This window comes from Carboxylicivirga longa (assembly GCF_050589825.1).
Classification (GTDB): Bacteria; Bacteroidota; Bacteroidia; order Bacteroidales; family Marinilabiliaceae; genus Carboxylicivirga; species Carboxylicivirga longa.
On sequence record NZ_JBNGOZ010000004.1, the window covers coordinates 153,912 to 173,149 of the forward strand.

At 43.8% G+C, this 19,238-nt stretch carries 19 protein-coding genes; 5 read left to right on the top strand and 14 right to left on the bottom strand.

The genetic code is table 11. From position 1 onward, the window contains the following. Nucleotides 1-61: 61 nt before the first annotated feature. From ACRD7A_RS05000 to ACRD7A_RS05010, 3 genes are all read right to left on the bottom strand, one after another. On the bottom strand, nucleotides 62-694 hold the full coding sequence (locus ACRD7A_RS05000) for a DUF4097 family beta strand repeat-containing protein (RefSeq protein WP_430810033.1): 633 nt from the start codon (nucleotides 692-694) through the stop codon (nucleotides 62-64). A 66-nt stretch (nucleotides 695-760) separates the two neighbouring features. Then, nucleotides 761-1,453: a response regulator transcription factor gene (locus ACRD7A_RS05005; protein WP_430810034.1), complete on the bottom strand. Its 693-nt coding sequence runs from the start codon at nucleotides 1,451-1,453 to the stop codon at nucleotides 761-763. Nucleotides 1,454-1,458: 5 nt separating this feature from the next. Further along, on the bottom strand, nucleotides 1,459-3,078 hold the full coding sequence (locus ACRD7A_RS05010; protein WP_430810035.1) for a sensor histidine kinase: 1,620 nt from the start codon (nucleotides 3,076-3,078) through the stop codon (nucleotides 1,459-1,461). 187 nt (nucleotides 3,079-3,265) lie between these two features. Between ACRD7A_RS05010 and ACRD7A_RS05015 the strand changes: the two genes are divergently transcribed. Next, nucleotides 3,266-4,174 (top strand): hypothetical protein, encoded by a 909-nt coding sequence (locus tag ACRD7A_RS05015; RefSeq protein ID WP_430810036.1) that lies wholly within the window; start codon nucleotides 3,266-3,268, stop codon nucleotides 4,172-4,174. Nucleotides 4,175-4,582: 408 nt separating this feature from the next. Here the strand turns inward: ACRD7A_RS05015 and ACRD7A_RS05020 are convergent, their stop codons facing one another. From ACRD7A_RS05020 to ACRD7A_RS05055, 8 genes are all read right to left on the bottom strand, one after another. Beyond that, a complete protein-coding gene (locus ACRD7A_RS05020; RefSeq protein WP_430810037.1) occupies nucleotides 4,583-5,332 on the bottom strand; it encodes a tetratricopeptide repeat protein in 750 nt (249 codons plus the stop codon). Nucleotides 5,333-5,334: 2 nt separating this feature from the next. Continuing rightward, complete coding sequence (locus tag ACRD7A_RS05025) at nucleotides 5,335-7,149, bottom strand: BatD family protein (protein WP_430810038.1); 1,815 nt, start codon at nucleotides 7,147-7,149, stop codon at nucleotides 5,335-5,337. Nucleotides 7,150-7,182: 33 nt separating this feature from the next. Then, complete coding sequence (locus ACRD7A_RS05030; RefSeq protein WP_430810039.1) at nucleotides 7,183-8,148, bottom strand: tetratricopeptide repeat protein; 966 nt, start codon at nucleotides 8,146-8,148, stop codon at nucleotides 7,183-7,185. A 6-nt stretch (nucleotides 8,149-8,154) separates the two neighbouring features. Then, the gene (locus ACRD7A_RS05035) at nucleotides 8,155-9,204 is read right to left on the bottom strand and encodes a VWA domain-containing protein (RefSeq protein WP_430810040.1); all 1,050 of its coding nucleotides are present in this window, start codon (nucleotides 9,202-9,204) and stop codon (nucleotides 8,155-8,157) included. A 28-nt stretch (nucleotides 9,205-9,232) separates the two neighbouring features. Next, nucleotides 9,233-10,228, bottom strand: a complete 996-nt coding sequence (locus ACRD7A_RS05040; protein WP_430810041.1) for a vWA domain-containing protein — start codon at nucleotides 10,226-10,228, stop codon at nucleotides 9,233-9,235. Nucleotides 10,229-10,242: 14 nt separating this feature from the next. Continuing rightward, nucleotides 10,243-11,265 (bottom strand): hypothetical protein, encoded by a 1,023-nt coding sequence (locus ACRD7A_RS05045; RefSeq protein WP_430810042.1) that lies wholly within the window; start codon nucleotides 11,263-11,265, stop codon nucleotides 10,243-10,245. Beyond that, complete coding sequence (locus ACRD7A_RS05050; RefSeq protein WP_430810043.1) at nucleotides 11,266-12,132, bottom strand: DUF58 domain-containing protein; 867 nt, start codon at nucleotides 12,130-12,132, stop codon at nucleotides 11,266-11,268. It lies immediately after the preceding gene. Between the two features lie 80 nt (nucleotides 12,133-12,212). Further along, on the bottom strand, nucleotides 12,213-13,208 hold the full coding sequence (locus ACRD7A_RS05055) for an AAA family ATPase (protein WP_430810044.1): 996 nt from the start codon (nucleotides 13,206-13,208) through the stop codon (nucleotides 12,213-12,215). Between the two features lie 330 nt (nucleotides 13,209-13,538). On the opposite strand from ACRD7A_RS05055, the gene ACRD7A_RS05060 reads away from it, so the two are divergent. From ACRD7A_RS05060 to ACRD7A_RS05070, 3 genes are all read left to right on the top strand, one after another. After that, the gene (locus ACRD7A_RS05060) at nucleotides 13,539-14,396 is read left to right on the top strand and encodes a histidinol-phosphatase (protein ID WP_430810045.1); all 858 of its coding nucleotides are present in this window, start codon (nucleotides 13,539-13,541) and stop codon (nucleotides 14,394-14,396) included. A gap of 71 nt (nucleotides 14,397-14,467) precedes the next feature. After that, nucleotides 14,468-14,662, top strand: a complete 195-nt coding sequence (locus ACRD7A_RS05065; protein WP_430810046.1) for a (2Fe-2S)-binding protein — start codon at nucleotides 14,468-14,470, stop codon at nucleotides 14,660-14,662. Nucleotides 14,663-15,096: 434 nt separating this feature from the next. Further along, nucleotides 15,097-15,693 carry a lactoylglutathione lyase family protein gene (locus ACRD7A_RS05070; RefSeq protein ID WP_430810047.1) on the top strand — a complete coding sequence of 199 codons (597 nt, stop codon included), beginning with the start codon at nucleotides 15,097-15,099 and terminating at the stop codon, nucleotides 15,691-15,693. Here the strand turns inward: ACRD7A_RS05070 and ACRD7A_RS05075 are convergent. The 3 genes from ACRD7A_RS05075 to ACRD7A_RS05085 form a co-directional block, all read right to left on the bottom strand. Beyond that, nucleotides 15,669-16,040, bottom strand: coding sequence for a winged helix-turn-helix transcriptional regulator (locus tag ACRD7A_RS05075; RefSeq protein ID WP_430810048.1), 372 nt, complete (start codon nucleotides 16,038-16,040; stop codon nucleotides 15,669-15,671). The genes ACRD7A_RS05070 and ACRD7A_RS05075 overlap by 25 nt on opposite strands. Before the next feature lie 158 nt (nucleotides 16,041-16,198). After that, the gene (locus tag ACRD7A_RS05080) at nucleotides 16,199-16,333 is read right to left on the bottom strand and encodes a hypothetical protein (protein ID WP_430810049.1); all 135 of its coding nucleotides are present in this window, start codon (nucleotides 16,331-16,333) and stop codon (nucleotides 16,199-16,201) included. Between the two features lie 20 nt (nucleotides 16,334-16,353). Then, nucleotides 16,354-17,565: an S-adenosylmethionine:tRNA ribosyltransferase-isomerase gene (locus ACRD7A_RS05085; protein WP_430810050.1), complete on the bottom strand. Its 1,212-nt coding sequence runs from the start codon at nucleotides 17,563-17,565 to the stop codon at nucleotides 16,354-16,356. Between the two features lie 98 nt (nucleotides 17,566-17,663). On the opposite strand from ACRD7A_RS05085, the gene ACRD7A_RS05090 reads away from it, so the two are divergent. Next, on the top strand, nucleotides 17,664-18,677 hold the full coding sequence (locus tag ACRD7A_RS05090; RefSeq protein WP_430810051.1) for a DUF2027 domain-containing protein: 1,014 nt from the start codon (nucleotides 17,664-17,666) through the stop codon (nucleotides 18,675-18,677). Nucleotides 18,678-19,238 lie beyond the last annotated feature (561 nt).

Sequence of the window (19,238 nt, forward strand, 5' to 3'; positions counted from 1 at the left end):
ACGGTTCTTTATAAGCATCTTATGCGAGAGAACCGCTCCCTAAAATTTATTGAACGCTCTGTTAGTTTACATTTCCTGCCAGTGTGGTTATTTCGCGCGTTCCTTTCAGATGGCTAATGGTGAAGTCTCCCGAGACTGAATTGCCCTTTAAGTTCCCGTCAATATTACTTAGTCGACCGTCACCTGATACACTGTTGGTTTTCACGTCTCCACGCACGCCATCTACGCTGTAATCGCCCGACACGGTATTGATGCTCAGTTTACTTCCAATTTTATTGGCAGTAATGTTACCCGATACGGTATTGCAGCTCACCATACGTTGACCAATACCGCTTACTACTTGTTTACCACTCACGCTATTGATGACCACGTCTGTCATACTAGGCATGATAAGGTGAAAATGCCCTTTTACCTTGCCTTTGGTTCTGCGCGGGTGTTCTACTTCCAGATACAGGGTGGTGCCTTGTTTTTTCGTTGTAATCTCGTAATCTTCTACATTGCGTTCGGCCTGTATCGACCCTGTTATGTGCACCGTGTTGCCATCCCCTGCTTCGATATGAACGTCGCTGAATACCACATTAATCTCCACATTGGTGATGTTTTCAAACTGCTTATCTACACTTATGCTTTGGCCTTTTGCCAACATGCTAAACCCCAGAAAGAGGCTTAATGTAGTCAATAGGTACTTACTCATAATTTTTAGTTTATTGGGTTTATGTTTAAGACGCCTATGAGCCGAAGAAAGTTACACGTGATGATATCAATTGGTTCGCAGCTGATAGCCGCTACCATGTATATTTACAATCTCAACACCTTGCACATTGCGCAGGTATTTTCTTAGTTTAGTGATATAAACATCCATGCTGCGCGTGGTGAAGTAGCCTGTTTCGCCCCATACTTCCTTTAGTGCCTTATCGCGGGGCAGTACCTTGTTTTCACTCTTACACAAGAGGCGCAGCAGATCGGCTTCTTTGGGCGATAGTTTTACCTCTTCGTCCCCTTGCTTAATGGTTCGGAATTCGTAGTTAAAAAGGGCGCTATTGATCCGATATTCTTGGGGCTCTTCCGTTTGCTGTTGTCGTTTATTTCGCTTAAGTATGGCATTGATCTTACAGATAAGTATCTCCGAGTCGAAAGGCTTTGTAATGTAATCGTCAGCTCCGGTGCTGAAACCTTCCAGTACATCCTCCTTCATTACCTTGGCGGTGAGAAAGATGATGGGCATATCGGGTCTTACCTCTTTAATCTCGCGTGCAATGGTGAAGCCATCAACATTGGGGAGCATTACATCCAATATGCATATATCAAACTGCCCTTCCTGAAAGCACTTAAAGGCCTGTAGTCCATCTTTTACCCAGGTAACCTTAAATTTATTAATTTCGAGGTAGGCTTTCATAACCGTGCCAAAATTGCGGTCGTCTTCCACCATAAATACGCTGCTGGTATCTGTCATTATCTTTATTTGTAAGGTAGTTGAATACTAAATTCGGTGCCTTGCTTAAGCTTACTCTTTACTTGAATACTGCCCTGGTGGGCATCAATTACTGCCTTTACATAGCTAAGGCCCAGGCCAAATCCTTTTACGTTGTGAACGTTACCTCCCGAAGCACGGTAAAACTTATCAAATATCTTACTGCTTTGCTCGCGCGTCATACCCATTCCATTATCAGCAATTTTAATGAGTATGCCCGATGTTATGTTAGCAGTGGATATTTTCACCAGCGGTTGTTCTTTTGAATATTTTAAGGCGTTTTCCAGTAGGTTTACTATCACATTGGTAAAATGTATTTCATCCACTAAAAATACACTTAATTCTGCTTTTAAGGAAGTGCTAATAGTGGCGTCTGTCTCTTTGGCGAGTAACTGCATGTTATCCACGGCTTTCATAATGAGTTGGTGAACATCTTTTGAAGTTTTCAGCACCGTGAAGTCTTTTTTCTCAATCTGCGACATTTGTAATACCCGTTCAACATGACTGTTCATGCGAGTGTTTTCCTCCTTAATAATCTTAAGAAAATTTTTAACATGCTCGGTATTATTGATAATGGAGGGTGATAATATGCTGTCGGTAGCCAGGCTGATGGTGGCAATGGGTGTTTTAAACTCATGCGTCATATTATTGATGAAGTCTGTTTTTATCTGCGACACTTTTTTCTGATTCAGGATGGTGCGGATAGTGATAAAAAAGGTGATAAGAATAAACAGGGTGAAAAGAAAAGACAAGGATAGCATCCAGCCCTGTGTTTTGATCAGATAGGTGGTGGCATCGGGAAAGTAAAGCATGAGCTCATAGGGAGCGATGCCACTGAAGATATCGCTGGGAAAGAGATTGATGCGGTAGGCCTGATGGTCTTTTGTTGCCGCCAAACTAAAATCCGTCGATTGGTAATCGGACAGTTGGCGGGTGTAGTGGTTCAACACGCCAAATTCAAAGTCTGTCTCAATGCCATTTTGGTTCAGTTCCTGTTGCAGCAAAGCTTGTAGGGTAGGAAGGTCAATGCGTTGTTTCAAGGGGTTGTGGCGCGCTTCAATCTCACGCTTCATCTGCTCAAAAACGGCTCTTATCTCCCTATTGCGTTGTTCCATGGCCTGTGCCACCACATCAATGGAGTCCTCCAAATGCTGCATGCGTTCCTCCAACTCTCCCAAATCTACCGCTTGTCCCGTGGCATTAATGTGCACCTGGCGCTCGGCCCGGTTGCCATTTACTTCGGCATGCACCTCTATGCGGGTATTGCCCTGTGTAATTATGGTGTCAGTTTTGTGATATACATTACCGTTTCGTGATGATCGGCGGCTTTGCTTGCTAATGATGGATATGTTTCCTTGTGCATCCTGCCGGTAGGTGGTGTTGCTTTGACTTGTGGGTCGGTTGAAGAACTCCCGAAAGATAAATGCGGCATTTTGTTGTTGTTCCAATCGCTGGACAGTATGGTCAAGTGAGCGATAAACGGCTGCCTGAAACTTTTCGCGCTGCACTTTAATTGACTGCTGTATCCATAAATACTGTGCCGCAATAATTCCCAAAAGCGACAAACTCATTAATAGTACCAATCCGAGTAAAGACTTCCGTTTCATATAAAACACAATTATAGCGTAAAGATAAAATTTTGTGGAAAAGCGCACGGCACCCTTAACCTTTTCTTAACCCTTTTTAACCGTGCCTTAACCGATTTAAAATCAGTCTGGTCGTAAATTTGATGATGCCATGTTAAGGTATTTGTCCCGATATCAAAAAAGGCGATAATTTTATAACTCAGTAATCATGAAACAGAAAAGGTATGGTGTAAAAGTGTGGCTTGTAGCAGCCCTATTTGTAGGTATGGGTTCGGTTCTGCTGGCGCAGAGCAAAAAAGTAAGGCGCATGAAGGTGATACATACTTCGAGCGAGGCTATAAGTGATCAAGATAGTGCATGTCAGCATGATATTTATGTGATTAAATGCGGTGGTGAGACTCAAAACATCGATGTGGATAGTATTTTGGAAGCCACCGATATTGAAAGGGAGATGGAGGCTATGATCCACAAAATGGATTCTTTACCTGATATCCATTTCCAATTTGAAGGAACAATGGAGGATCTGCATGCTGAAATTGAACGACAACTGAAAGAGAAAGGAATTGAGTGGGAACAGGAAAAGGCCGACCATCATCAGCAGGTAATTGCTTTTAAGGACGGCGATGTCGAGATTGAAATCGAGGAAGCCCTTGATGCTGCGAATAATCAGGTCCGCATCATGCGAAAGAAACTGCATAATGGTGAAGCGAATGAAGCCATGGAGGCCTTTATCATCAGAGGAGATGATGTGGAGAGAAACCATCATAGGGTAGAGGTGACCGCCATACCGCTCGATGATTTGCATATCCTTAAGGATTTGGGAGTTTCTTCCAGACAGCTATTGGGTAAGCCTTTGGTGGTGAAAGATTTGAAGGTGAAGATTGAGAAGGCATTAAAGAATGAAGTTCTGACTGTTCTAATGCAGTTGGAAGGCGAGTTGCCCGATGGCAAATGCCGCCTGCAGCTTTTTAATGACGCCGGTGAGACGGTAAAAGAGGTGAAGGAATTACCCGCTGGTGGTATCAATCAGGGTTTTGAACTCAAAAAGGAGGAGGCGCCCTATTACCTTGTCCTCACAAAATATAATCAGTTATTTGGTCGAAAGATTGAGTTGTAGAAAGGCTCTCTTTTTGTGCCGGAAGGGTGTATTGTGCTTGCGATACACCTTTTTATCTTTCCATTATATGGCTTTATATCCATAATTTGGACAGAGGTGCAAGTGTTTATTTTGATATATGCCTTGATGCTTAGTGATTTACTATTTATGGCAAGGCCATTGATTGCATGGTTCTCAAATGATAAGTATGATTGTTGCAGAAGTATTATGTGTGATTCTTTGCCTTTGTTATGGTTGGTTTGTCATCGACAGGTATCTCATATCGGGCAATCGCAATTTGTAAGATATAATTGACCGGTGCTTCGTTATATAAATGGAGTCTTTTTGGTCAATAGTTTGGGTGTTTATAATAGAAAAGCTCATTGTCAACGGACAATGAGCTTTTTGAGTTTATACCAAGAAATGTTGTCAGATAATTGTGATGGCATCTTCCTCCACCCAGCCGATGGTGCCGTCGGCTATTTGAATCTCCTTCCAGTGACCCAGGGTACTGATAATTTCCACCTTAGTGCCTTCGTGCAGAATAAATATCTCTGTACCACTGGCATCGGGAGAACTCTTAACCGTTAGCGAAGGGCTAAATACAATGGCATGATTTCGAATCTCCAGCTTGCTTTTTTGTCGGCTGCTAAAAGTGAGGGTGATAAGGGTAGCGGCCAGCAGTCCAATGCCGAGGTAAAAACCTGCTTTCTTCAGGAATACTGACTTGGAGAAGAAGAAGAAAGCCGCCATCATCAGGGTAAGGATAAAGCAAGCGACACCAATAAAAGCCCAGGTATCTGAAGTGGTTTTATTGCGAAAATCGATGATCCACTTACTTAGAAAGAATGCATCTACCGTCTCAATTTTATCGGTGGTTTGTGAGTAGGCCAGCTCGAGATTGTAGCGTATATCCTTGTCATGAGGCTTTAGTAGCAGTGCCCGTTCGTAATGCAGAATGGCCTGTGCCAGCTCGCCATTCTTATAATAGGCATTGCCCAGGTTAAAGTACAAAGCACCACTTTCAAGTCCGGTGGATAATATCTCGTTATAGGCCTGTATGGCCGACTGAAAATCGCCATTACTATAATGCTGATTGGCTGCGGTAAAACGGTCGTCCTGTGCTTGGCTCACACCAAAAGTCAGGCAGCAGACGAGTAGTATAATTAAGTGTTTCATCATTAACGTTTTATCTGGTTTTCAAGTTGACTGATGGTGGCAATGGTTTGCTTGTATAGCTTATCCATCTCACCGGTACCCGATGCCGGTGCATAACGGGCAAATTCGCAGGTGTCCAGGATACTCATAATCTCGTGGATTACTGTATCCGACACATTTGACTGACTTAGTACCTCGCCCGCATTATCCTTCGACAGTTCGCTGAGTGGAAGGGATAGCTTATCACTCAAATAGCCCCATAGTGCTCGTAGAACTTCCTCATAAAAGGCCTCTTTTTCGCCTGTTTTTAAGAAGTGAGCCGCTTTTTTAAGTCGTTTGATGGCCACTTTATTGGCCTTCTTAGTTCTCATCAGCGTAGCATTGGCATTTTCTTTCATACGCTTTTGGTTGATGATGAACAAGAGAATGAAAAGGGACAGGGGCACAAGTAAAGACAAGTAAAAGCTGAGGCTGCCCATAAAGAAGGTGCCGATGGGCTTCAGTTGTGTCTTATCTGTTTTGATAAAGCGGATGTCTTTCCCAATAAATTTCACATTCTCCTTGGTAACATTGGCGCGCACAATACCGCTTGTACCGGCTTGCTCACCCTCACCTTTTTCCACTGTAATAGTGATGGGATCCGATGCCTGTGTTTGATAACTGCCTTTGGCCGGATCGAAGTAGCTGAAGGTAATGGGGGCTATGGTGAAAGTACCGGCATGACGCGGGATCATCAGGTATTCGTAGGTCTTTGAACCCTTCATGCCCCGTGCAGTATTGTTGATGTCGTTGTTTATTTTGGCATCGAAATCATCAAAATCGGCCGGGAACTTAATCTCCGGCTCCTCAATAAACTTATGGTTACCGGTTCCGCTGACCACAACCGTTAGGGTAACGCCATCGTTAACACCTACTTGGGTTTTGTTAACCCTGGCTTCCATATTGAGCTGCCCTACGCCGCCGGTATAGCCTTTGGGGCGATTGCCGGGCAGTGGCTTTACCTGAATAGTGATGGGTTTTGACTTCACCCGCTTTTTCACCGTGCGATAATTCGACTCAAAGAAATCATCGAAAATACTGCGGGAGCGGCTGCGAGCCACGCGCTGACGCACCATAAACTCTATTTCAGTGGGTTCAATTTCCAGGCGTCCGCTTTTTTGCGGAAAGAGAAGTTTCTGCTCGTAGACTCCCACGTTGTATGTGCGTCCTTTCACATTTTCCATGGTCCAGGAGATGCCTTCCTTCCCTTTTAATTCCTGCGTGATAAAAGCAGCCAGCTCGGGCTGCTTAATGTCCGAAAGACCATCGAGCTGCACTTTGGTGTATATTTTGGTGGTCAGCACCAGCGATTCGCCCTGGTAAACATTCTTTTTCGATGGTGTTACCGTGATAAACAGGTCATCATCATCGGGGGCACTGCCGCTTGCTTCAGTCGATTGATTGTGTGGGCGGGCATCGCCTTTCACCACTTTTATACTAATGGCATTGGATTCCACCTTTTTATCATCCACTTTTATAGTGGCGGGCGGTAGGGTGTACTGTCCTTCCTTTAATGCCTTTAGGATAAAGGTAAAAGTGTAGGAAGTTTCGCGAGATACCTGCCCGTTAATAATTGAGGTGCTGGTGGAGTAGGAGGTACTGGGACCCATCAGAATCTGAAAATCCTGCAGGGCTGGCAGTCGTATGTCGCTACCTTCCTTGTTAAGGGTATATACCAGCTGAAATTTATCGCCTACTGCCACTGCGGACTGGGCCCTACCGGTAAAGCTAACATCCTGTGCTTTGCCCGGTATCAGGCCGGCGGCAAATAGTAATATGGATAGAATAAAGAGTCGCATATTGTATGTTCATTTTTTGCAAAAATAGTACTTCTACCAGTTTTTCTCCTTTTTTGTTTGCTGAGCGGCACGCGCTTTTCGTAATTTCTCCTGCAGTTCGTTCTCATCCTGCTGAATAGCATTGAGCAAACGCTGTGCATCTTCCTTCGACATTTGTTCGGGAGGTGTTTGCTGTTGTTGCTGCTGCTGATTTTGATTCTGCTTGGGAGGCTGCTCATCCTTGTCGGGCGTTCCATCGTTGTTGGAGTCCAGATCGCGATAATCAGGTGTGCCATCTTTATCAGTATCCTGCGGGTTCTGCGGATCCTGGCCGGCTTCCTGTTTATCAGGGCGTCCGTCATTATCCGAGTCTTCATCCTGATAATCGGGTATTCCATCCTTATCGGTGTCCTGATTTTTATTGGGGCGTCCCTGGTTATCCTGTTGTTCCTTTTCATCGGGTATGCCATCGCCGTCAGAATCTTGTTGCTGTTGGTTTTGCTGTTGATTCTGGTTCTGATCCTGGTTCTGATTTTGCTGATCCTTGTTTTGATCTTTGTTCTGCTGCTGATCCTGATTTTTTTGTTGCTCCAGCATCTTCTGTACGGCAATCAGGTTATAGCGTGTGTCATGATCCTCGGGATTGTTGCGCAGGGCATTTTTATAGGCCTCCAGGCTTTCGGGTAGCTTTTGCATGGCAAAGTAGCTATTGCCCATGTTGTGATACACCTGTGCCAGACGCTCAGGGTCTTTTTCGGTTCCGGCTAATATCTGAAACTGATCCAGTGCTTCACCGTATTTCTCCTGCTTAAATAGTGCATCTCCCAGGTTAAACTGTGCCTCGAAGGAGTCACCTGCCTTATCCAAGGCCTTGCGGTACTCAATCTCGGACTCCAGAAATGCTGAATCGGCAAAATGACTGTTGCCACTTCGAATAAACTTACGCTCATTCTGCGCCTCAACGGTGAGTGCAGCGCTAAGTAAGGCAGCGAAAAGAAGTGTATATTTAATATTGATCATAGCTACTTATTCTTTTTCGTTTTTCACCTCAAAAATATTGATGTGCTTCAATCGACGGTTTTTGCGCTCCAGTATTAAGAACTCTGCGATAATAAGCAAGAGCGCCAGTGCAGCAAAATATTGAAACTGATCGTCGTAATCGGTATATACCTTGGCTTCCAGCTCAGACTTTTCCAGCTGGCTCAATTCGTCCACCAAGTTATTGATGCCGTTGCGTATGTTGTTGGCCGGAATGTAGGCACCATTGGCCGTGATGGCTACTTTCTGCAAGGTGGCCTCATCCAGTTTGGAAATCACCACATTGCCGTTACGGTCTTTCATGAAATCATTGCTGCGACCGCCGGCTACCGGGATTGGCGCTCCCTTGGGCAGCCCCATTCCTACGGTATAAATTTTAATGTTATTCTCGGCTGCCATCTGTGCTGCTGTTATGGGGTCGTCCTCATGGTTCTCACCATCGGTAATGACAATAATGGCACGGTTCACATCTTCCTGGTCGGTAAACGACTGTATTCCTTTGTGGATAGCTGCTCCAATGGCCGTTCCCTGCGTACCTACTATATCGGTATTAATGGAGTTGAGAAACATCTTGGCCGATGGGTAGTCGGTGGTGATGGGTAGCTGTACATAAGCCTCGCCGGCAAATACGATAAAGCCCACGCGATCGTTATGCAGTTTATCGATAAGTCGGGATATAGCGCGTTTGGCGCGCTCCAGGCGGTTGGGCTCTATGTCCTGCGCCATCATACTGTTGGACACGTCCAGTGCGACAATTAGCTCAATACCTTTTCGCTTAACAGTCTGTAGCTTACTGCCATACTGAGGCCCGGCAATGGTGAGTATCAGCATTACAAACGCCACCAGCAGTATATAAAACTTTATGGTAGGCCGCTTGAAAGACACATTGGGCATCAGTTCATTGAGTAGCTCGGTGTTGCCAAATTCAGCCAGTGCCTTCTTGCGTCGTCGCGCCAGAAACAAATGGATAAAGGCCAGTGCCGGTATCAGCAAAAGCAGAAATAAAGCATCCGGATGTTCAAACCTGAATATATTCATTTTACTATTTTCTTTTCAACAATTATCACTAGGGTAAATTACGGAATACTGTGCTTCTCAGGAATATCTCCATCATCAGGAAGAGGCCGGCAAAAGCTGCGAACCACCAATATTCCTCTTTACGTTTGGTGTATTCGCGCACTTCGATGCGCGTTTTCTCCAGTTGGTCAATCTCCTCATAGATCTCCGTTAATTTCTGCTCGTCAGTGGCTCTGAAATATTTACCATCGGTCATATCGGCAATGCCCTGCAGTAACTCTTCATCAATGTTAACTTCCACCTGCTGATATTGTTTGCCAAACACTGTTTGCATGGGATAGGGTGCCATGCCGTTGGTGCCTACGCCAATGGTATACACGCGTACACCAAAGGTTTTAGCAATTTCAGCGGCTGTCATGGGTGCTATTTCGCCCCGGTTATTTTCTCCGTCGGTGAGCAGGATAATGACCTTGCTTTTTGCCTGACTGTCCTTGATGCGCTGCACGGCAGTGGCCAGCCCCATACCAATGGCTGTCCCGTCTTCCAAAAGGCCGGGCTGAATATCCTTAAACAGGTTTTGCAATACCTGATGGTCAGTGGTTAGTGGGCACTGCGTAAAGCTCTCGGCTGCATATATCACCAGACCGATTTTATCGTTGGGACGCCCTTTAATAAAGTCGGCAGCCACCACTTTAGCAGCCTCCAGACGATTGGGCTTAAAGTCCTCGGCCATCATACTGCCCGAAATATCCAGCGCCATTACAATGTCAATACCTTCGATATTTTCATCTCGAAAGCTATTGCTCGACTGGGGGCGTGCCAACACGGTAATGAGCAGAATGATGCTGATTACACGAAAGGCAAAGAGAAGGTGCCTGAGGTACACCTTTTTGGAAACAGGTGCCTGTGCAAAACCGCGCAGGGTGGATATTTTAAGCGATGCCTGCATGCTTTTCTGCTTCCACACATACCAGGCAATATAGGCTGGCACAATTAGCAGGAGCCAGAAAAAATAAGGCTGCGTAAATGTTATATCGTTGATCATTGCTTGCTCTCGTTTTAGTCTTTTACTGTCGCTTGTTCTTCCTCTTTTTGAAGCAGGGCTTCTTTCTCTTCCTCAAGGGATTTTATAGCCTCTTCCTTTGTTTGATTCACAAAGAAATAGGCATTAATCATGCTAAGGTCATTTTCGTCGGGCAGGGGCTCATGCTTGGCAAATTTCACCAGGTCGGCCGTACTCAGCAGCTGTTGCAGGTTATCGAGCGACTGTCGGCCGCCTACTTCAACTCCTTTAAAAGCCTCCATAATCTCATCGGTGGTCTGTTCCATGGCCCGTATCTCAAAACGCTCCTCTATATAGCGGCGCAGTGTGTCGGTAATGCCCGAGTAATATTCTTTCACCCGGTGGTGTTGCCATAGCTTCTCCTGCTTTATCTGATCCAGCGCCTCCAGTGCCTTGACGTGAGGCGGAATATAAGGCTCTTCCTTAGTGAACAGCTTCACCGGCACTTCTTTGCCATAATATTTCAGGATGATAAAAGTGATGATCCCGGCCAGCAGCAGGATACCCAGCACCCACGGCAGATATTTGTACAGCTCCGACAGGTGAAAAGGTGTATCCATGGGTTGCTTAATGTCTATAATGCCATTTTGTGGATTTACCTCTTCAAAGGGGTTGGCCACCATCAACGCCATGGGCTCTGTTTGTATGTCAGCGCCCAGTTTTGCTGTTGCCTCCTCAAACACTATGGGCGGAATGTAATGCAAACCACTGTCGAAAGAGGTGATGCGGAAGCGCTGCTCGATAAGTAGTCTTCCGTTATCGCGGTTGATGGTGTCTGGCTCGCTAAAATCTACGATCTCAATGCTTTTGGTGATCGTGTCGGTCAGCAATGGAAAGGCCAAGTCGACATCTTGCGGCTGACTCAGCTGCAGGAGAAGGTCAATCTGTCCGCCGATAAATATAACGCTTGAATCCATGCTTGCTGAGGCTGTTACGTTTTGTGCCCGGGCAGCCGTACTGCCCAGGAGTGCCATTAACAAGGCCAGCAGCATGTAATATTTATGTCTAATACTCTTCATCTAAATACGTTTTTTAAACAAGGCGATCAATGCTTTCACATAGTCCTCATCGGTGCGCACCGATACGTTATCCACTCCACACTTGCTAAAAAGGGTGCGCGTTTCCGCATCGGTTTGTAGCCACCACTTACGGTAGGCCTCCCGCACCACTTTATTGGATGTGTCGGCCCAATGGTACTGTCCTGTTTCGGCATCTTTCAGTTTAATCATGCCAATGGAAGGAAGTTCTGTTTCGCGCTGGTCGTATACCTTCAGCGCCACCACATCGTGCTTTTGGTTGGCAATCTTCAGGGCATCCTCAAAGTTATCATCAATAAAATCGGAGATGATAAAGGCAGTACAACGCTTTTTAATGGCGTTGGTAAGGTACTTCAGCGCTTCCGATATATTGGTCTCGCGGTGCCCCGGTGTGAAGGTGATAAACTCTCGTATTATATGCAGTATATGCTTACGCCCTTTCTTGGGTGGGATAAATTTTTCTATCCGGTCGCTGAAAAAGATAACCCCAATCTTATCATTATTCTGAATGGCTGAGAATGCCAACACGGCGGCAATCTCTGTAATTACATTCTTTTTGGATTTGAAGGAGGTACCAAACTCGCGCGATCCAGATACATCAATCATTAAGAGCACCGTCAGCTCACGCTCCTCCTCAAACACCTTAATGTAGGGATGATTAAAACGTGCTGTTACATTCCAGTCGATATTACGGATGTCGTCGCCATACTGATACTCGCGCACCTCGCTAAAGGTCATACCGCGCCCTTTAAACGCCGAGTGATACTCGCCGGCAAAAATATTGGCCGACAAGCCCCGGGTTTTTATCTCTATCTGACGTACCTTTTTTAATAAATCAGTTGCTTCCAATCTAATAGGTTTAGATGTTATACAAAATATTTGTTTGTAAAAGGAAGCTAATAGCTTTTAGCTAATAGCCAACAGCTTAATTAAGGCACTTCAACCTGGTTAAGGATTTCGCTGATGATCTCTTCCGATGTAATATTGTTGGCCTCCGCTTCGTAAGAAAGGCCTATGCGATGGCGCAGAATATCGTGACAGATGGCTCTCACATCTTCGGGAATTACATAGCCACGACGCTTGATAAAGGCGTAGGCCTTGGAAGCCATAGACAGGCTGATACTGGCACGGGGTGAGGCACCGTATGAGATCATGTCTTTAAATTTTTCCAGGCCATATTGCTCGGGATAGCGGGTGGCAAAAGTGATGTCCACAATGTACTTCTCAATTTTTTCATCCATATACACATCCTTCACCACCTTGCGGGCACGGATGATATCATCGGGTTTGAGTATTGTAGATGCTTTGGGGAAGGTCTTAGCCAGGTTATGACGAATAATCATTTGTTCCTCTTCCTTCTTGGGATAATCAAGCACCAGCTTTAACATGAAACGGTCTACCTGTGCTTCGGGAAGTGGATAAGTACCCTCTTGTTCAATGGGGTTTTGTGTGGCCATTACCAGGAAAGGCTCTTCCAGCGGATAGGTTTTTTCGCCAATGGTCACCTGACGCTCCTGCATGGCTTCGAGCAGGGCGCTCTGCACCTTAGCAGGGGCACGGTTAATCTCATCGGCCAGCACGAAGTTGGTGAAGATAGGTCCTTGCTTTACAATAAACTCTTCTTTTTTCTGACTGTAAATCATGGTACCCAAGAGGTCGGCAGGTAAAAGGTCGGGCGTAAACTGTATGCGCGAAAATTTAGCATCGACAATGGTGGCCAGGGTGTTTATGGCAAGGGTCTTGGCCAGTCCGGGAACCCCCTCCAGTAAGATGTGACCATCGGAAAGTAAGCCAATTAGCAGGCCTTCCACCAGGTGTTTCTGACCCACAATTACTTTGTTCATCTCCAGGGTGAGTAAATCAACAAAAGAGCTCTCTTCCTTAATGCGTTCGTTAATCGCTTTTATATCTACGGATTGTTCCATGATTATTGTTTTATTATTTTATATTTTTTCCTCTGTTAATTGTAATTCGTGTATTTCAAATAAACACAATATTCGCTTATGGGAATATTTTCTATTCGTTAATATTTGTTAAGCAGTCCGTATTTTAACCTATCCTTAACTTCTAATTTTTCGCTTTTGCAAGGCTTCACCAGTGATCTATTTAAGGGCACTGACAACAAAAATAACAGGATTTTAGGACTATCCACATGTTATCACCCTTGTTTTACCGCCTGTGCGTTCTCATTTACGCTTATGATTGGCATTTTAAGAAAATATTAACACTTTTGACAGTAATAAAAACAATTTGTAATGAAGTATTTCAGTTATCACACCCATTCCTTGTTTTGTGATGGGAATGCAGGAGTGCAAGCCATGTGCGAAAGTGCCATTGAGCAAGGATTAAATGGTCTTGGTTTCGCAAGTCATGCACCATTAATGTTGGATACTTCTTATGCCATGAAGCTGGAGGATCTGCAAGCTTATGTAGAAGAGTTGGAAAAGTGTCGGCATCTTTTTCAAAACCGCCTTAAGGTCTATCGTGCCTTGGAAGCTGATTATATTACAAATGACCTGAGTATTCCTTTTGATATATGGCGTAAGTTAGGACAGCTCGACTATATTATCGGGTCAGTACATTTGGTTAGTAACCCGGACAAGCCCGGAAAGCTCTGGTTTTTAGATGGACCGTCAAGCAATTACGACAAGGGTATTGCTGAGTGTTTTGATGGAAATGCTCGTTGGGCGGTAGAGCGTTATTATGCCCAAATAAGGGAAATGGTGCAGACTCAAGAGCCTGATGTGATAGCCCATGTGGATAAGGTGGTGATGAACAATAAAAAGGGCTATTTTGCGGAGATGGATACCTGGTATCAGAATGCTTTAGAGGAAACCTTGCAGGTCATTGCTGCATCCTCTGCCATTGTGGAGATAAATACAAGGGGGATTTATCGCGGAAAATACAATAGTTGGTTTCCCAATAAACAAGTGATCAGACGCTGTGTAGAGTTGGGTATAGCCCTCACTGTTTCGGTTGATGCACACAGTACGAATGAGTTACGTGCCGGATTTAAAGAGGCTGTTCTGTATTTGCAGGAAGCAGGCAGTGAAGTTATTAGTGTTTTTGAGCAGGACGGGTGGAAACAAATTCCGATTATTGATGTTCTTTGAGATAAGCGCGCAACTTACAGGAATAATTCTGACAAGACTGCTGCTTTATAAGTACTAAAAAATAATTAACTATGTTTGAAGATAATGATTTTGTATGTCGGCATATGCGCCTGACAAAGGCTGATATTGTAAAAGTAATACGCGATAAAAATATTATGTCTTTTGAGGCCTTGCAGGACGAAACTGATGTGGCCACTATCTGTGGCAGCTGCCGCGCCGATATTGAAGAAATACTGGAAGATGAAATAGCACATCGTGAGAGTTAAGAGCACATAAAGAGGAGAGGTTAATCGTATCATCCCGTATGAGATGCTTCTCCAAGTTAACTATTCGACTTCAATATTTTCTGATGCAATACCTGCGTATTGCATTTTTTTTTGCTAACTACATATACATATTAAACAGACTATGGTCTGCTGACGTAAAGCCCTTGAACTATTGATAAAAGGATCTCCTATCAGGGGTATAGCCTGTAATTCACATGCACTCGGCATAGGATAATATCGTACATAGACCATCTCAATATTACGATGCTGAAGGTTTCAATTTAGGGGAGCAGCTAGTTTGTAATTTATTTTAAAGTGTTATTCTGTTGTAAGTCTTTAAAATACACATGTGTGTAACTATGTGCAATTGATGTAACTTATTGTTTTGTATTGGCTTACATGTTTATTTTGTGCCAAACAAAAATAGGAAAGTGATGTTTATAAATAAATTAATTGTTGTTAGTGTTTTTGCACTTTCAACCATTGTTAACTCACAAAACAATAACGAGATGCATAATTTTAATGAATCAGGTAAGACTTACCCTAAAACATTCTCTCACATTGGAATTACGGTACCAAATATCGACCAGGCAGTTAAGTTTTATACTGAGGTAATGGGTTTCTACATTATTATGGAACCAACAGTTGTAACTGAAGAAAATGAGACCGCCATCGGTCAAATGTGTATAGATGTGTTTGGTACGGGCTGGGGCACATTTAAAATAGCCCATATTTCAACCGGTGATAGAATAGGGTTTGAATTATTCGAATTTGAGACAAGTAAAGACTTAAAGCCGAGGTTTGAACCATTCAGAACGGGTCTATTTCATTTTTCGGTTCAGGATCCGGATGTTGAAGGGCTTGTAAAGAAGATTGTGGATGCCGGAGGCAAACAAAGAATGCCAATAAGGGAATATTATCCAGGCGACAAACCTTACCGTATGTGTTATGTGGAAGATCCATTTGGTACTGTTTTCGAAATATATTCTCATTCTTACGAACTGCACTACTCATTAGGAGCGTATAAGTGATTGGATTTTGCAAAATCATGTCCCCATTTGTCCAGCTGAAGGATGATGGGGATTAATGATTTGCCTTCTTTCGTTAATTCGTATTTTACTTTTGGTGGAGTTACCGGGTAAACAATGCGCCTAACAAGTTTGTCTTTTTCCAGTGCTCGAATAGAATAAGTAAACATTCTATTGGATAGGTCTGTAATACTTTTTTGTAATTCGCCAGACCTTTGTGCACCATCTTTGAGATGAAAAATAATAAGACTTTTGTATTTATCGCCTATTAAATTGAGCGTAAAGGCCAAGGGACAATAAAATTGCTTGTCATTATATTTAATACTTTTCTTAGATGTGTTACTATTCATAGCTGCGTTTTTATACCTTACCTGACAGTTTGAAGATTAGTATAAAAATAATCAATATCGGTAGCTTTAACACTAAGGTCATTTGAATGGAAGGGGCACGTGGCATTGTTTTTTTGCTTTGGGTAAAATTAATTCGCTTAATAATCCTGTGTCCCACCCTAAAGTATTTTCAGACCCTCAATATCAACTAACTCTGTGCGACTGTTAAATGCTTTTTTAGAGAATTCAACTACTCCTGGATTCGTTTCCCAATTTTCTGCATATTCATCCCACTCGGTTTTCATTTCGTCCATTTTCTAATTGATCTATTCACTTATTTATCAATCATCAGCAAGGAGCTGTCACCATAGCTCAAAAAGCGAAAGTCGTTTTCCAACGCGTAGTTATAGATGTCTGTCCAGCGTTTTCCTACAATGGCGCTAATGAGTAATAGCAGGGTGCTTTGTGGTTGGTGAAAATTGGTCACCAGACCACTGATTAGTTTAAACCTGTAGCCCGGTACAATGATGATGGCTGTTTTACCTGCCAGGTGATTGAGTTGTTGTTGTTTCATGTAGTTTAGTAGCGCCATCAGGGCTTCATCCTTACTGTAGAAAGCCGTTAGGTTATAGGGATCCCACTGTTGAATGCCCTGTTCAATGCTTTCTCCGCTTAGGATGCGTACACCATACCAGTAGAGGCTCTCCAGCGTGCGTACCGAGGTGGTTCCAACGGCAATCAGTGGCTCTTTATTGGCGATTAACTGCTCCAAGGCATTTCGCTCTATCGCAAAATGTTCGGTATGCATATCATGATCGGAGATCTCTTCGCTTTTTACCGGTTTAAAAGTACCGGCCCCCACATGAAGGGTTACGTTGAGCAAAGGATGCCCCTTTTCCTTAAGGCGTACTAAAATATCATCGGTAAAATGGAGTCCGGCCGTAGGGGCTGCCACCGATCCCTGATGCTGAGAGTAAACAGTTTGATAACGTTGCTTGTCAATGTCTTCGGTGTCGCGATTCAGGTAGGGGGGTATGGGTGTACGGCCAATATTTTCTATCAGTTCAGAGAAGGCGTAGTTAGGATTGTTCCAGCTAAAGCGAATGGCATAGGCATCGCCCATTCGCTCGCCTTTTTCAATGCATAAGGTAATGTCTTGTTCATCGATGGTCAGCGTCTGACTAAGGACGCCGCTTTTCCATTTGCGGGCATTGCCTACAATGCACTTCCAGATAGTGGCTTCGCGTGTGTTAAAAGCGGAGTTAACTTCAGCGGGTTCCAGTGGTTCAAGGCAGAATATTTCTATGGCGGCACCCGTTTCCTTTTGAAAGCGAAGGCGCGCACGTATGACCTTGGTGTTGTTAAAAGCCAGCATGGCCCCCACAGGTAATACATTCAGTAAATCAGGGAACTTGCCTTCCTCAATTTGCTGATTGCGATATATCAATAGTTTTGACTCATCGCGATTGGCCAAAGGGTATTTAGCAATGCGTTCTTCGGGCAGTGTATAGCTATATTCGCTGATGGAGATGCTGGGCTTATTCATTCGTTTTATTTTTAGCGCGACAAATTTAGTTAACTTTGCATGACTGCACCAATTGAGGGTGCGAATTATTGCTTATGGATTATTAAAAATTGTTGACGATGATAGTGAAAGCCGGCGATATAGTTCGCTTTTTAAATACAAGTGGTGGAGGTGTTGTGGTGCGTACTGAAGGCAAGTTAGCCTATGTGGAAGATCAAGATGGTTTTGAAGTGCCCGTATTGACCAACGAATGTGTGGTGATAAAAGATGAGAAGCCTGCCGCCGGAGGCGGAGAAGCGGTGACCGAACAGGAAGAGCCGGAAAACTACGATTTTCCGGAGGAGGTGGGTGATGATACGGCGCCGCAGGTGTATCTTGCTTTTCTGCATGGCGATAAGCCGGGACAGGCCTCCGGCAACTTACGTGCGCAAATGGTTAACGACAGCAACTTCTTCGTGTATTATACTATTAGTAACCTGCGCAAAGATGGTGATCTCGATCTTTTGTACCATGGCATGGTGGAGCCCAATACTAAAGTAGCTCTTGATCGTTTAGGGGTGATGCAGCTCGATGACCGTCAGTGGCAGGTTAACCTGATGTTGTTTAAGCAGAATAAGAGCTATAAGAATATGGTACCTGTGTCGGAAGTGATTAAGATAAAAGCTGCCCGCTTTCTAAAAGAAAACGTGTTTGCTGATAATGATTACTACCACGAAAAGGCCGTTCTACTGCCGGTTATTAAGGGTGAGCTGGAGCGCAAATTGGAGGCTTTAAGCGACCGGGAGATTAACAAGGCACTGCGTGAGAAAGAAGAGGTATCGGTGCGTAAGAAGACCAAACGACGTGATGATAATAAGATGTTGGAGGTTGATTTGCATATAGATGAACTCATTGATACAATCGCTGGTCTCAGTAAAGGAGAAATTATCACCATTCAACTCGATAAGTTTAAGCAGGTGATGGATGATAATAAACAAAATAAGGGTCGTAAGATTGTGTTTATACATGGCGTGGGTAACGGTAAGCTAAAGACAGAGTTGCGTAAGTTGCTCGATCGACAGTATAAAAAGCATGTCTATCAGGATGCTTCTTTTCGCGAGTACGGCTATGGTGCTACCATGGTAATAATATAATTCGCAAGATGTTTTTTCAATAAATACAACTCAGGGTTTTCTACAGAATGCGTAGTTAACCCTGAGGGGTTAATATAAAGGAAGTTAAATCCTTTATTTTGAACTAATATTAGGTCTATACTCTTCTGTAATATTTAAGGTTCATATTTGAATTTGCGCATTGACTGCCCATATCAAGCCTTGTTTTGATATGGGAATCTGTGGCTGCAAGTCAAATACATCCTATATCGTTCCTCGCCTTGGGATGTGCAAACTATAATTCTCACCAGGGGATAAAGAATGGATTTCCAGAGTGGGTTTATTGATGATTTTGATAAAATGTCAATAGGTTTGTTTCTCAAAACGATAACCTAACGGCTTCCGTTGAAAGTACATTTAGGGATGCATTCTGAAAAACACCCATTCAACCGGCTTTGAGGTGATCTTCTACTTGTTTTTAATTGTGAAGAGTGGTGGTGTTGGCTGTCTATTGTGTAAGGGGATAGAACATCTGATTAAATCTTCATATAAGGCATAATATCATATTGCGAAATGACAAATGTAAGTGCATAATTAAACTAT